Source organism: Cellulomonas sp. NTE-D12, assembly GCF_027923705.1.
In the GTDB taxonomy this organism is placed as follows: Bacteria; Actinomycetota; Actinomycetes; order Actinomycetales; family Cellulomonadaceae; genus Cellulomonas.
The window spans coordinates 2,367,854-2,380,715 of the sequence record NZ_AP026442.1; the positions used below are offsets into that span (position 1 = coordinate 2,367,854).

Sequence of the window (12,862 nt, forward strand, 5' to 3'; positions counted from 1 at the left end):
TCGGTGCGGGGTGCGGCTCGCGGAGGGGCGAGACGCCGGGTCGGCCGGCCTGGCGCCGATGGCAGGCGGGACGGGTGGTGGGTTCAGGCGGCTCCCTGACGGCGGGCGACGGCGTGCTCGGCCGCGAGCGTGACCAGGTAGAACACGAGCCCGAGCGCGATCGCGCCGACGACGAACGCCCACGCCCGGGCGTAGGCCGAGCTGGACGCCGCGGCGGTGATCCGCGAGCCGAGGCCGTTCTGCAGGCCGCCGAAGTACTCCGCGACGATCGCGGCGATCACCCCGGTGGACGAGGCGATGCGCAGGCCGGTGAACAGGTAGGGCAGCGCACCGGGGACCGTGACGGTCCTGGCGAGCTGGCCCGGCGTGGCGGCGTAGGCCCGCAGCAGGTCGCGGTGCACGGGCAGCACCTGGCGCAGCCCGCGCAGGGTGTTGACGAACACCGGGGCGAACACGACCACGGCGACGATCAGCCGCCGCGGGGTCGTGGTGGTGGTGCCGAACATCGTGTTCAGCGCCGGTGCCAGGGCGACGATCGGCATCACGGCCAGCGCTGCGGCGGTCGGAGACATCAGGGCGTCCACCACCCGGCTGCGGGCGGCGAGCAGCGCGGCGCCGACCGCCGCGAGGGCCCCGAGCAGCAGCCCGACCAGCACGTTGGTGCCCGTCGCCACTGCGGAGCGCCACACCAGCGGCCACACCGTCACCAGCTGCGTCCAGATCGCGGTCGGCGCCGGCAGCAGGTAGGGCTTGACGCCGCTGACCTGGACGAACAGCTGCCAGCCCAGCAGCGCCAGCGCACCGAGCACGACGGGTGCGAGCCACCGGCGGACCGCAGCGGCCGTCATCGCAGGTCCACGCCGCGCGCCGCGGTCGCGCCACCGTGCAGCGCCTCGCGCACCGCGGTGACGTCGGCGAAGAACGCGCTGTCCTCGCGGGTGCCGTCCGTCCGGCTGGCCGTCGCGGCCAGGGAGATCGGCACCACCTGGCTGATCCGGCCGGGGCGGGCGCTCATCACCACGACGCGGTGGGACAGGAACACCGCCTCGGGGATCGAGTGCGTGACGAACAGCACTGCCGCGCCGCTCTCCGCGCAGATGCGCACCAGCTCGGTCTGCATCCGCTCCCGGGTCATCTCGTCGAGCGCCCCGAAGGGCTCGTCCATCAGCAGCAGGCTCGGTCGCTCCGCCAGCGAGCGCGCGATGGCCACGCGCTGCTGCATGCCTCCCGACAGCTGGCCCGGCAGGTGGCCGGCGAAGTCCGCCAGCCCCACCATCTCGAGCAGCTCGGTCGCACGTGCGGCCCGCTGCCGGCGTCCGACGCCGTGCAGCTCCAGCGGCAGCTCGACGTTCGCCTTGACGGTGCGCCACGGCAGCAGCCCCGCCTGCTGGAACGCGATGCCGTAGTCCTGCCCCTCCCGGGCCACGCGCGGGGGCTTGCCGAACACGGTCAGCTCGCCGGACGTCGGCTCGTCCAGGTCGGCGACCAGGCGCAGCAACGTGGACTTGCCGCACCCGGACGGTCCGATCAGGGAGACGAACTCCCCCGCGGCGACCGTCAGGTCGACGCCCTCGAGTGCGACCACCTCGCCGCTGCGGGTGCGGAACGTCTTGCCGACGCCGCGGGCGACCACCGCGGCGGCGGGGTGCGTGGTGACCGGCGCAACGGGCGCAGGAGTGGGGGTGGGGACGGTCACGAGGACACCTCCGCGTAGCGGTAGCGGCGCAGCAGCAGCCCGACGAGGCCGACGACCCCGGCGGCGACCAGGCCGAGGGCGGCGGCCGCCACGATCGCCGCCCACGGCTTGCCCGGGTCGCCGCTGGCGGACTGCGCGTACGAGATGATCAGCCGCCCGATGCCCCCGGGGGTCCCGGTGGACACCTCGGCGACGATGGCGCCGACCACGGCGGTGGCGGCGCCGAGCCGCAGCGCGGGCAGCACGTACGGCACGCTGGCCGGCAGCCGCAGCGAGACGAGCGTGCGCCACCACCCCGCGGCCTGGGCGCGGAACAGGTCGGTCTGCGCCGACGTCGGGGACTGCAGCCCCCGCAGCGCGCCGACGGCCACCGGGAAGAACGCCAGGTAGGACGCGATCGCGGCCACCGACATCCACCGCTGCCACTCGAAGGCGCCGAGGTGGATGCGACCGCCCCAGCCCACCACCAGCGGTGCCAGCGCGATCAGCGGGACCGTCTGGCTGAGCACCACCCACGGGAGCACCGCCGCCTCGGCCAGCCGGCTCCTCGCCATCAGCACCGCCAGCGCCATTCCGGCGACCACGCCGACCAGCCAGCCGGCCAGCGCCACGCGCAGCGTGAACCACCCCGCCTTGGTCATGGCGACCAGCACCGAGTCGGCACCGCGCGCCGAGGTCTCCGACCGACCCATCCGGGCGACCACGTCCCACACGTGCGGCATCGCATGGTCGTCGGTGCGCGGCAGCACGCTGGCGCCGAGCACGTGCACGCCCGCGGCGGGGACCACGGCCTTGACCAGCTCCCAGACCAGGCAGAGCAGCAGCAGGGCGGCGATCCCGTAGGCGGTCGCGCGCAGGGCGCGGTAGCGGTCGCCCGTCATGCCGTCGCCACCACGGGCTCGGCAAGCGCCGGGATCACCCGCTCGCCGTACAGGCGCATCGTCTCCTCCTTGTTGTCGTGCTGGAGGTAGAGCGCGTACTGCGTGCAGCCCAGGGACTCGAGCACCCGCAGCTTCTCCACGTGCTCGTACGGCGAGCCGAGCAGGCAGAAGCGCTCGACGATCTCGTCCGGCACGAACGTGGTGTGGGTGTTCCCCGCGCGGCCGTGCTGGTTGTAGTCGTAGCCCTCGCGGTCGCGGATGTAGTCCGTCAGGGCCTTCGGCACCGCGGAGTCCGTGCCGTACCGCCGGACGATCTCCGCGACGTGGTTGCCGACCATCCCGCCGAACCAGCGGCACTGCTCACGCATGTGCGCCCGTTCGGCCGGTGACTGACCGTCGCCGACGTAGGCCGGCGCGGCGACGCAGAACTGCACCTCGTCGGGATCGCGTCCCGCCGCCTCCGCCGAGTCGCGGACCGCCTTGATCATCCACGTCGCGATGTCGGGGTCCGCCAGCTGCAGGATGAACGCGTCGCCCACCTCGCCGGTCAGCTTCAGGGCCTGCGGGCCGTAGGCGGCCACCCACACCTCCAGCTGCGAGCGCGTCGCCCACGGGAAGCGGACCGTCCGGTCGTTGAGCGACGCGGCCCGGCCGTTGGCCAGCTCCCGGATCACCTGCACCGCCTCGCGCAGCGTCGCGAGGTTCGACGGCTTGCCGTTCAGGGTGCGCACCGCCGAGTCGCCGCGCCCGATGCCGCACACCGTGCGGTTGCCGTACATCTCGTTCAGGGTGGCGAACAAGGACGCGATCACGGTCCAGTCCCGCGTCGCGGGGTTGGTGACCATGGGCCCGACCTTGACCGTGTGCGTCGCCGCGAGGATCGCGGAGTAGATGACGAACGGCTCCTGCCACAGCAGGTGCGAGTCGAACGTCCACACGTAGTCGAAGCCGTGGGTCTCGGCCTGGCGGGCCAGGTCGACGGTCCGCCAGGCGGGCGGGTTGGTCTGCAGGACGACGCCGAAGTCCATGTGCGCCTCAGACCAGGTACTGCGACAGGTCGCGCTTGAGGAACTTCCCGTGGCCGGCGGTGCCGAGGAACTGCCCGTCGTCCACGACCACCGACCCGCGGGAGATCACGGTGTCGACGTGCCCGTCGATCTCGTAGCCCTCCCAGGCCGAGTAGTCCATGTTCATGTGGTGGGTCTTGCCCACCCCGATCGACGTGTGGCCGTTCGGGTCGTAGACCACCACGTCCGCGTCGGCGCCCGGTGCCAGCACGCCCTTGCGGCCGTACAGGCCGAACATCCGCGCCGGGGTGACGGCGATCAGCTCCACCCAGCGCTCCAGGCTGATCTGGCCGGTGACCACCCCTTGGTAGAGCAGGTCGACGCGGTGCTCCACCGAGCCGATGCCGTTGGGGATCTTGGAGAAGTCGCCGATCCCCAGCTCCTTCTGCCCCTTCATGCAGAAGGGGCAGTGGTCGGTGGACACCACCTGCAGGTCGTTGGTGCGCAGCGCCTGCCACATGTGCTCCTGGTGGTGCTCCGCCTTGGACCGCAGCGGGGTGGAGCACACCCACTTGGCCCCCTCGAAGCCGGGAGCTCCGAGCTGGTCCTCCAGGGTCAGGTACAGGTACTGCGGGCAGGTCTCGCCGAACACGTTCTGCCCGTTGTCCCGGGCGGTGGCGATCTGCGCGACGGCCTGCTTGGCCGAGACGTGCACCACGTACAGCGGGGCGCCGGTGTACTGCGCCAGCATGATCGCCCGGTGCGTGGCCTCCTCCTCGGCCTGCCACGGCCGGGAGATGCCGTGGTAGTACGGGTCGGTCTTGCCCTGCGCCACCAGCTGCTGCACCACGGTGTCGATCCACGACCCGTTCTCCGCGTGCATCATGATCAGCGCGCCGTTGTCCGCCGCCTTCTGCATCGCGCGCAGGATCTGGCCGTCGTCGGACAGGAACACGCCCTTGTAGGCCTGGAACAGCTTGAAGCTGCTCACGCCCTCGGCCACCAGCTCGTCCATCGCGTCCAGGGACGAGTCCTGCACGTCGGACAGGATCTGGTGGAACCCGTAGTCGATCGCACAGTTCCCGGCGGCCTTCTGGTGCCACAGCGCGTACTGGTCCAGCGGGTTCTCGCCCGCGTACTGGACGACGAAGTCGATGATGCTCGTCGTCCCGCCCCACGCGGCGGCCGTGGTGCCCGTCTCGAAGGTGTCGGAGGCGAACGTGCCGCCGAACGGCATCTCCATGTGCGTGTGCGCGTCGATCCCGCCGGGGATCACGTACTTGCCGGCGGCGTCGATCACGCGGTCCACGGAGGCCGCCAGGTCGTGGCCGAGCAGCGTGGAGCCGGGGTCGAGGATCGCGACGATCTTCTCTCCGTCGATCAGCACGTCGGCGGCGCCGCGGCCGGTGGCGTTGACCACCGTGCCGCCGGTGATGAGCGTGGTGGGCATGGGGCTCCCTTCGGGAGGGCCTGCAGGTGAGGTGGGCAGCGGGTCAGGGCGCGACGATCGGGCCGTACTGGTCCGGCCGACGGTCGCGGAAGAACTGCCAGCGCTCGCGCACCTCGCGGATCTGCTCCAGGTCCAGGTCCCGGACGATCAGCTGGTCGTCGGTGCTGGACCCGACCTCTCCGACGTAGTTCCCGTCCGGGCCCACGGCGTACGACGAGCCGTAGAAGTTGACGGCCTCGTCCCCGTACTCGTTGTCCTCCAGGCCCACGCGGTTGTTCGCGATGACGAAGTACCCGTTGGCCACCGCAGCGGCGGGCTGCTCGAGCTCCCACAACCGGTTCGAGACGCCGGGCGCCGTCGCGTTCGGGTTGAACACGATCTGCGCGCCGTTGAGCGCGAGCGTGCGCCACCCCTCCGGGAAGTGCCGGTCGTAGCAGATGTTCACGCCGATCTTGCCGACCGCCGTGTCGAACACCGGCCAGCCGGTGTTCCCGGGCCGGAAGTAGAACTTCTCCCAGAACTTGGGCAGGTGCGGGATGTGGTGCTTGCGGTACTTGCCCAGCACCGTGCCGTCGGCGTCGATGACGACGGCCGTGTTGTAGAGGACCCCGGGCTGGTCCTCCTCGTAGATCGGCAGCACGATCACGATGCCCAGCTCGGCGGCCAGCGCGGCGAAGCGGTCGACGGTCGGGCCGGGGATCGTCTCGGCGTAGTCGTAGTAGGCGGTGTCCTGCGTGATGCCGAAGTACGGCCCGTAGAACAGCTCCTGGAAGCCGATCACCTGCGCACCGGCGGAGGCCGCCTCGCGGGTCCACGCCTCGTGCAGCGCGATCATCGACTCCTTGTCCCCGGTCCAGGTGGCCTGGGTGAAGGCGACGCGTACGACGGTCATCTGCGGCTCCTCGGTGGTGCTCGGCATCGGGCGAGAAGCGGTACGTCGGGTCCGGCGGGGGCCGTCCCGGCCGCACCGCCTGGAATGTGACTGTCGAGGTTGGACATTTCTGCGGCGTTTCTCGGGATTTGCCGTGCGGGAACTTCCGGGGCGCCGCGTGTAAACAGTGGGGACCTTGGTCCGCACCGACCGCGTCCAGCACCGACGATTCCGTGGTGGACCAGGGGGATTCGCAGGGAGATTCGCAGCGGGACTCGCAGGCGGGGCCGCGCCGCGGGCACGACGAGCACCACCTCGGGCACGGCCGGGCCGCCGCGGCACGCCTCGCGGACCTGGTCGTCGACCGCAGCCCGCGCGGCATCGCCGCGACGGTGGCGCGGATGGTGCACACCGGCGGCCTGCGCCCCGGCGACCGGCTGCCGACCGTCCGGGCCCTCGCCGCGGAGCTCGCGGTCAGCCCCGCCACCGTCGGCTCGGCGTGGCACGCCCTGTCCGTCGTCGGCCTGGTGTCGTCCCGCGGCCGGGCCGGCACCACCGTGCTGCCCTCACCGGAGGACCGCGTGCCGCCGCGCTACCGCGACCTGACCGGCGGGGCGCCCGGCCGCCTCGACCTGTCCACCGGCACGCCGGACCCCGAGCTGCTGCCCGAGCTGGGCCCGGCGCTGGCGCGGGTCTCGGCCCGCATGCCCGCGGCCGAGACGGCCAGCTACGTCGCGCCGTCCCTGGTGCCCGAGCTCGAGCACCTGCTGCGCGGCACGTGGCCCTTCCCGCCGCAACGGCTGACCGTGGTCGACGGGGCGGTCGACGCGCTGGCGCGCACGCTCGACGTCACGTGCGGGTACGGCGACCGCGTGGCCGTGGAGGACCCGGGCTTCCCGCCGCTGTTCGACCTGCTCGACCAGCTGGGCCTCGAACGCGTGCCCGTCACGCTGGACGCCCACGGCATGGTGCCGGACTCGCTGGGGGCGGCGCTGGCCGCCGGGGCGTCCGCCGTGGTGCTGCAACCGCGCGCGCACAACCCCACGGGCGTCAGCCTGACGCCGACCCGTGCGCGGGAGCTCGCAGCCGCCGTGCGTGCGGTACCCCAGCCCGTCTGGGTGCTGGAGGACGACCACTCCGGCCAGATCTCCTCCGCACGGGACGTCAGCCTGGGTGCGCTGCTGCCCGACCGGGTGGTGCACGTGCGCTCGTACTCCAAGTCGCACGGTCCGGACCTGCGCATCGCCGCCGTCGGCGGACCCGCCACCGTGCTCGACGCGCTCGTCGCCCGCCGCCTGCTCGGCCCCGGGTGGACCAGCCGCCTGCTGCAGCGCGTCCTTGCGGACCTGCTCACCGACGGTCCCGCCGTGGACGCCGTCGAGCATGCCCGCCGGGTCTACCACGGACGCCAGCGCGCGCTCACGCAGGCGCTCGCGCACCACGGCCTGGAGCTGGTCCCCGGGGACGGCGTGAACCTGTGGGTCCCGGTGGCGGACGAGCAGCGTGCGCTCGTCCGGCTCGGTGCGGCCGGGATCCGGGTGGCCCGCGGCCGGCCGTTCGCCGCCACGGGTCAGGAGGGTGGCGGTCACCTGCGCGTGACGGTCAGCGCGCTGCGCCAGGACGTCGACGCAGTGGCGCGCGCGCTGGCCCTCGCGGCGGCGCCGTGACCGGCCGGTTGTGGGGCTCCGACCTGCGTGCCTAGGGTGTGCGCCGGAACCCCACCGGATGTTGGCGAGGGCCGCGCCGTCCCCACTGGGCGGTGCGATTCCGGGGAGCGACGTGCTCCCGTGTGAGCGGCGACGACGACGTGCGCCGACCCGCCACCTGCCGAGGAGCCCTCCCATGCACCGCCGTGCCGTCCCGTCCCGTCTGATGCTCCCCCTGGTGCTCGCGCCTGTCCTCGCGCTCGGCGCCTGCGCCTCGGGCGCCTCCGGTTCCGCGTCGTCGTCCACCACCGCGGCCGCCACGGCGGCGACGTTCAGCCCCGTCACCCTGGACGACTGCGGCACGCAGGTGACGGTGACCAAGCCGCCCACCCGCGTGGTGTCGATCAAGTCCAGCGCGACCGAGATGATGCTCGCGCTCGGCCTCGGCGACCGCCTGGTCGGCACCGCCTTCGCCGACGGGCCGGTGCCCAGCCAGTGGGCCGCCGCGGCGGCCAAGGTGCCGGTGCTCGGAGACACGCTGCCCAGCCAGGAGGCACTGCTCGCCGCGAACCCGGACTTCGTCTACGCCGGCTGGGAGTCCAACGTGTCGTCGTCCGGCGTGGGCGACCGGGCGACGCTCGCCTCGCGCGGGATCGGCACCTACGTCTCCCCCGCGGCCTGCAAGGAGAAGGGCTCGATGCCCGACCCGCTGACGTTCGACACCGTGTTCGGCGAGATCGGTCAGGTGGGGCAGATCTTCGGCGTGCCGGACCGCGCCGCGGCGCTCGTCGCGAAGCAGAAGGCCGACCTCGCGGCCGTGCACAAGCTGGCCGGCCACCGCACCGCGCTGTGGTACTCCTCCGGCAACGACACCCCGTACGTCGGCGCCGGCATCGGGGCACCGCAGATGATCATGGACGCCGCCGGCCTGACCAACGTGTTCGCGGACGTGCACGACACCTGGACGTCGGTCGGCTGGGAGAAGGTCGTGGCGGCCAACCCCGACGTGATCGTGCTGGTCGACGCGACGTGGAACACCGCGGCGTCGAAGATCACGGCGCTCGAGCAGAACCCGGCGACCGCCCAGCTGGCCGCCGTCAAGCAGCACCGGTACGTGGTGGTGCCGTTCGCCGCGACCGAGGCCGGCGTCCGCAACGTCGAGGCGGTGCAGACCGTGGTCGCGGGCGTGAACGCCCTGGACGGCGGCCCGGCGCCGACGGGCGGCGCCACGGCGGCCCCGAGCAGCACCACCAGCGCCGGCTGACGCCGGTGGCAGCAGGGGTCCGTCGTCTCCCGCTGACCGTCCTCGTGGCGGTCGGCGTGGTGGCGCTCGTCGTCACGGTGCTGGTGGCCGTGACGATCGGGCCCGCGCACCTGGCGGTGAGCGAGGTGGCGCGCAGCATCGGCGTGCACCTGCACCTGCTCGGAGCCGGTGGGGTGGCGCCCGTGCCGACGCTGCACGACGCGATCGTGTGGCAGCTGCGGCTGCCGCGGGTGCTCACCGCCGCGGCGGTCGGGGCGGGCCTCGCGCTGTCCGGCGCGGTGATGCAGTCGCTGACCCGCAACCCCCTGGCTGACCCGTACCTGCTGGGCCTGTCCTCCGGGGCCTCGCTGGGCGCCGTCGCGGTGCTGGTGGTCGGGGTCGCACTGGTGCTGCCGGTCGCCGCCTTCGCCGGTGCGCTGCTGGCGCTGGTCGGCACGCTGACACTGGCCCGGGCCGGCGGGACGCTGACGCCGGGTCGGGCGGTGCTGGCGGGGCTGGCGGTGTCCCAGCTCGCGGCGGCCGGCACGTCGTTCGTCATCTTCTGGACGGCCACCGGCGACTCCTACCGGGAGATCCTCGCGTGGCTGATGGGGTCGCTGGCCGGAGCGACGTGGCGGTCGGTCGCCATCTCGGCGGGGGCGCTGCTGGTGGTCGGCACCGTGCTGGTGCTCAGCGGGACACGGCTGGACGCCTTCACGTTCGGGGACACGAGCGCCGCGGCGCTCGGCCTGCACGTGGACCGCACGCGGTGGACGCTGATGACGCTCGTTGCCCTGCTGACCGGCGCGATGGTGGCGGTCAGCGGCGCGATCGGGTTCGTCGGGCTGGTGCTGCCGCACATCGTCTCGGCGCTGACCGGGCCGGCGCACCGGCGGCTGCTGCCGGTGGCGGCCCTAGCGGGCGGCACGTTCCTGGTCTGGGCGGACACGCTGGCGCGCACCGCATTCGACCCGCGGGAGCTGCCGGTCGGCATCGTCACCGCGCTGATCGGGGTGCCGGTGTTCGCTGTGCTGCTGCGACGGGGGCAGGGGTCGGCGTGGAGCTGACCATCGCGGGGGTCGGGACCCGGCTGGGCGGGCGGTGGGTGGTCGACGGGGTCGACGCGACGCCGCCGACCGGAGCGCTCACCGGCCTGCTGGGGCCCAACGGCGCCGGCAAGACGACGCTGCTGCGCCTGGTCGCCGGGCTGCTGGTGCCGCAGGCGGGCGCGGTGCTGGTGTCGGACGACGAGCCCGGTGCCGCGCCGACGTCCACGGCCGGCACGGCCGGCGCCGTCCCATCACGTCAGGTGCCCGTGCACCTGCTCCCCCGTCGGCACCGCGCCCGCCGCATCGCCCTGCTCGAGCAGGAGTCGAGCTCGGCCGTCCCGCTGACCGTCCGCGACGTCGTCGCGCTGGGCCGGATCCCCTACCGGTCGTGGTGGGGCACGGACGACGACCCCGCCGCCGTCGACCGCGCGCTCGAGGCCGCGGAGGCCGCCCACCTGGCCGACCGCGCGTGGGCCACGCTGTCCGGCGGCGAGCGTCAGCGCGTGCAGATCGCCCGCGCGCTGGCCCAGGAGCCCGCGCTGCTGCTGCTCGACGAGCCGACCAACCACCTGGACGTCGCCGCGCAGCTGCACCTGCTGGCGTTCGTGCGGAACCTCGGCACCACCACGGTGGCCGCCCTGCACGACCTCAACCTCGCCGCGGCCTTCTGCGAGCACGTCCTCGTGCTGTCCGCCGGTCGCCTGGCCGCCGCCGGCCACCCCGCCGACGTGCTCACGCCCGCCCTGCTGCGCCAGGTGTACGGCGTGGAGGCCGAGGTGCTGACCCATCCACGCACCGGACGGCCTGTCATCGCGTTCACCGACCGCTCCCCGGTCGGTCCGACCCCCCGACCCCAGGAGGACCGTTGAGGATCACCGTGCTGTCCGGCGGCGTCGGCGGCGCCCGGTTCACCCGCGGCCTGCTGGCGCTGCTGCGCGACCGGCTGCCGGACGGCGCCGGCGGCACCACGGCACAGGTGACGGTGGTGGCCAACACCGGGGACGACATGTGGCTCCATGGTGTCCGCGTCTGCCCCGACCTGGACACGCTGATGTACACGCTCGGCGACGCGGTGCACGAGGGCCAGGGCTGGGGTCGGCGGGACGAGACGAGCCGGGTCTCGGACGACCTCGCCGCGTACGGCCTCGGCTGGGAGTGGTTCACGCTGGGCGACCTCGACCTGGCCACGCACCTGGCGCGGACGCAGCTGCTGCAGGAGGGGCTGACGTTGTCGCAGGTCACCGCGCGGCTGGCCCAGCGATGGGACCTGGGCGTGCGGCTGCTGCCGATGAGCGACCAGCCGGTGGAGACCCACGTCGAGCTGGTCGACGGCCGGACCGTGCACTTCGAGGAGTGGTGGGTGCGCCTGCGGGCCGGCGTGCCGGCCCGGCGCTTCGTGCAGGCGGGGCTCGAGGTCGCGACGGCGGCACCTGGTGTGATCGAGGCGCTGACCGAGGCGGACGTGGTGCTGCTGCCCCCGTCCAACCCCGTGGTGTCGATCGGCACGATCCTCGCGGTGCCGGGCGTACGTGCCGCGCTGGCGGGGACGGCCGCACCGGTGGTCGGCGTCAGCCCGGTGATCGGCGGTGCGCCCGTGCGCGGCATGGCGGACGCGTGCCTGGCGGCGATCGGCGTGGAGACCTCCGCGGCCGCGGTCGCCCACCACTACGGAGCACGGTCGACCGGCGGCATCCTGGACGGCTGGTTGGTGGACGACGCGGACGCCGGCGCGGTGCCGGAGCTGGCCCTGGCCGGTCTCGCGGCCGCCGCGACCGGCACCCTGATGAGCGACGTGCCGACCACCGCCCGGATCGCCGCTGCGGCGCTGTCCCTGGTGGACCGGCTGCCGTGACCCACCGCCGCGCCCGGACGCGGCCGGACGAACGCGCCTGACCGGCGCGTCAGACCAGCCGGGGCAGCTGCGCGATCAGCGCCGTCGTACGCGGCCCCAGCGGGAGTGCCGCCGCCGCCCGGAGGTCGGCCGGGACGTCGACGTCCCGACGCAGCGTGGACGCCGCCGGGACGTCGAGCGGCACGTGCCCCAGCGCCCGGTGGGCCGCCGCCGACCCCGTCCCGAACCGCGGCTCCAGCTCGGCGGACGGCCCGACGGTCAGCATCGTCGTACCCGTACCGGGTGCATCGGCCACCAGACCGCGGTCCACGCCGTCCGCCGCGGTGAGCGCGTCCCCCAGGTCGGACGGCTGCAGCGCCGGCACGTCACCGAGCAGCACGGCCACCGGCGCCGGCAGATCGCGCCGGGCTGCTGCGGCGCCCGCGAGCACCGCCGCGTCCAGCCCGCTGCGCCGACCCGCGTGCGACGGTTCGCCCACCACCGTCACGCGCCGGAGCCGGGACGCCTCCTCGGCCACCGCGGGGTCCGCCGTCACCACCAGCACGCGGGCCACCCGGTCGCACGCGAGCGCCGCCTCGACCGTGTCGAGCGCCATCGCCCGCACCAGGTCGGCCCGATGGCCGGCCGCCAGCACCGCCGACAGGCGCGTCTTGCCGTGCCGGGCGTCCTTGACGGGCACCACCACGGTCCACGTCCGCCCGCCGGGCGCCGCCGCCGCGCCGTCTGTGTGCTCGTCGTGCACGCCGCTCCCGTCGCCTCCCGCGGGCCGACGACCCGCGGGCACACGGTAACCGGCCCGTGCGACCGGTCCGGCGCAGTGGTGTGATGCACGCATCACGGCTCCTGTGGAGGTGCGCGATGGTCGTCACGATCCTGCAGGCCGAGGTCGACCCGGCGCGGGCGGCGGACCTGGTCGGCGCCTACCGGGAGGGCGTCGGGGAGCTGGAGCCGGGCATCGTCGAGACGTACCTGCTGCACGACGCCCGCGACGACACGCAGTGGCGGATCGTCACCGTGTGGGCGTCGCTCGAGGCGCTCGACGCGATGCGGGCCGCCGGGCTGACGCCGCGAGGCGTGCAGTTCTTCGCCGCGGCGGGCGCAGCGGCGACGCTCACGGTGCTGGGTGTCGTCGAGCACGCATCGGCCTGACCAGACCAGCGGGCGTCC

At 74.0% G+C, this 12,862-nt stretch carries 13 protein-coding genes; 6 read left to right on the top strand and 7 right to left on the bottom strand.

Annotated features, from left to right (window positions below; genetic code table 11):
- Positions 1-83: 83 nt before the first annotated feature.
- Genes QMF98_RS10910 through QMF98_RS10935 form a run of 6 tightly spaced genes read right to left on the bottom strand, consistent with a single transcriptional unit; the run spans position 84 to position 5,926 of the window.
- On the bottom strand, positions 84-848 hold the full coding sequence (locus QMF98_RS10910; RefSeq protein WP_337973067.1) for an ABC transporter permease: 765 nt from the start codon (positions 846-848) through the stop codon (positions 84-86).
- The gene (locus QMF98_RS10915) at positions 845-1,696 is read right to left on the bottom strand and encodes an ABC transporter ATP-binding protein (RefSeq protein ID WP_337973068.1); all 852 of its coding nucleotides are present in this window, start codon (positions 1,694-1,696) and stop codon (positions 845-847) included. The genes QMF98_RS10910 and QMF98_RS10915 overlap by 4 nt, the downstream gene beginning before the upstream one ends.
- Positions 1,693-2,577 carry an ABC transporter permease gene (locus tag QMF98_RS10920; protein ID WP_337973069.1) on the bottom strand — a complete coding sequence of 295 codons (885 nt, stop codon included), beginning with the start codon at positions 2,575-2,577 and terminating at the stop codon, positions 1,693-1,695. The genes QMF98_RS10915 and QMF98_RS10920 overlap by 4 nt, the downstream gene beginning before the upstream one ends.
- A complete protein-coding gene (locus QMF98_RS10925; RefSeq protein ID WP_337973070.1) occupies positions 2,574-3,605 on the bottom strand; it encodes a TIGR03842 family LLM class F420-dependent oxidoreductase in 1,032 nt (343 codons plus the stop codon). The genes QMF98_RS10920 and QMF98_RS10925 overlap by 4 nt, the downstream gene beginning before the upstream one ends.
- Positions 3,606-3,612: 7 nt before the next feature.
- Complete coding sequence (hydA, locus tag QMF98_RS10930) at positions 3,613-5,034, bottom strand: dihydropyrimidinase (protein ID WP_337973071.1); 1,422 nt, start codon at positions 5,032-5,034, stop codon at positions 3,613-3,615.
- 43 nt (positions 5,035-5,077) lie between these two features.
- The gene (locus tag QMF98_RS10935; RefSeq protein WP_337973072.1) at positions 5,078-5,926 is read right to left on the bottom strand and encodes a nitrilase-related carbon-nitrogen hydrolase; all 849 of its coding nucleotides are present in this window, start codon (positions 5,924-5,926) and stop codon (positions 5,078-5,080) included.
- 215 nt (positions 5,927-6,141) lie between these two features.
- Here QMF98_RS10935 and QMF98_RS10940 point away from each other — a divergent pair, with 215 nt between their 5' ends.
- The 5 genes from QMF98_RS10940 (at position 6,142) to cofD (ending at position 11,695) form a co-directional block, all read left to right on the top strand.
- Positions 6,142-7,572, top strand: a complete 1,431-nt coding sequence (locus tag QMF98_RS10940; RefSeq protein WP_337973073.1) for an aminotransferase class I/II-fold pyridoxal phosphate-dependent enzyme — start codon at positions 6,142-6,144, stop codon at positions 7,570-7,572.
- A gap of 175 nt (positions 7,573-7,747) precedes the next feature.
- A complete protein-coding gene (locus tag QMF98_RS10945) occupies positions 7,748-8,815 on the top strand; it encodes a putative F420-0 ABC transporter substrate-binding protein (protein ID WP_337973074.1) in 1,068 nt (355 codons plus the stop codon).
- Between the two features lie 5 nt (positions 8,816-8,820).
- Positions 8,821-9,861, top strand: a complete 1,041-nt coding sequence (locus tag QMF98_RS10950; protein WP_337973075.1) for a putative F420-0 ABC transporter permease subunit — start codon at positions 8,821-8,823, stop codon at positions 9,859-9,861.
- The gene (locus QMF98_RS10955; RefSeq protein WP_337973076.1) at positions 9,852-10,712 is read left to right on the top strand and encodes a putative F420-0 ABC transporter ATP-binding protein; all 861 of its coding nucleotides are present in this window, start codon (positions 9,852-9,854) and stop codon (positions 10,710-10,712) included. The genes QMF98_RS10950 and QMF98_RS10955 overlap by 10 nt, the downstream gene beginning before the upstream one ends.
- A complete protein-coding gene (gene cofD, locus QMF98_RS10960) occupies positions 10,709-11,695 on the top strand; it encodes a 2-phospho-L-lactate transferase (RefSeq protein ID WP_337973077.1) in 987 nt (328 codons plus the stop codon). The genes QMF98_RS10955 and cofD overlap by 4 nt, the downstream gene beginning before the upstream one ends.
- Before the next feature lie 49 nt (positions 11,696-11,744).
- Here cofD and cofC read toward each other — a convergent pair whose 3' ends face one another.
- Positions 11,745-12,437 (bottom strand): 2-phospho-L-lactate guanylyltransferase, encoded by a 693-nt coding sequence (gene cofC / locus QMF98_RS10965; protein WP_337973078.1) that lies wholly within the window; start codon positions 12,435-12,437, stop codon positions 11,745-11,747.
- 116 nt (positions 12,438-12,553) lie between these two features.
- On the opposite strand from cofC, the gene QMF98_RS10970 reads away from it, so the two are divergent.
- Complete coding sequence (locus QMF98_RS10970) at positions 12,554-12,844, top strand: antibiotic biosynthesis monooxygenase family protein (protein ID WP_337973079.1); 291 nt, start codon at positions 12,554-12,556, stop codon at positions 12,842-12,844.
- Positions 12,845-12,862: the final 18 nt, after the last annotated feature.

What these genes read in the sequence shown, in the direction of transcription:
- QMF98_RS10920 (WP_337973069.1), bottom strand. Translation starts at nt 2,577, where the DNA reads ATGACGGGCGACCGCTACCGCGCCCTGCGCGCGACCGCCTACGGGATC.
- hydA (WP_337973071.1), bottom strand. Translation starts at nt 5,034, where the DNA reads ATGCCCACCACGCTCATCACCGGCGGCACGGTGGTCAACGCCACCGGC.
- QMF98_RS10970 (WP_337973079.1), top strand. Translation starts at nt 12,554, where the DNA reads ATGGTCGTCACGATCCTGCAGGCCGAGGTCGACCCGGCGCGGGCGGCG.
- QMF98_RS10925 (WP_337973070.1), bottom strand. Translation starts at nt 3,605, where the DNA reads ATGGACTTCGGCGTCGTCCTGCAGACCAACCCGCCCGCCTGGCGGACC.
- QMF98_RS10910 (WP_337973067.1), bottom strand. Translation starts at nt 848, where the DNA reads ATGACGGCCGCTGCGGTCCGCCGGTGGCTCGCACCCGTCGTGCTCGGT.
- QMF98_RS10945 (WP_337973074.1), top strand. Translation starts at nt 7,748, where the DNA reads ATGCACCGCCGTGCCGTCCCGTCCCGTCTGATGCTCCCCCTGGTGCTC.
- QMF98_RS10935 (WP_337973072.1), bottom strand. Translation starts at nt 5,926, where the DNA reads ATGACCGTCGTACGCGTCGCCTTCACCCAGGCCACCTGGACCGGGGAC.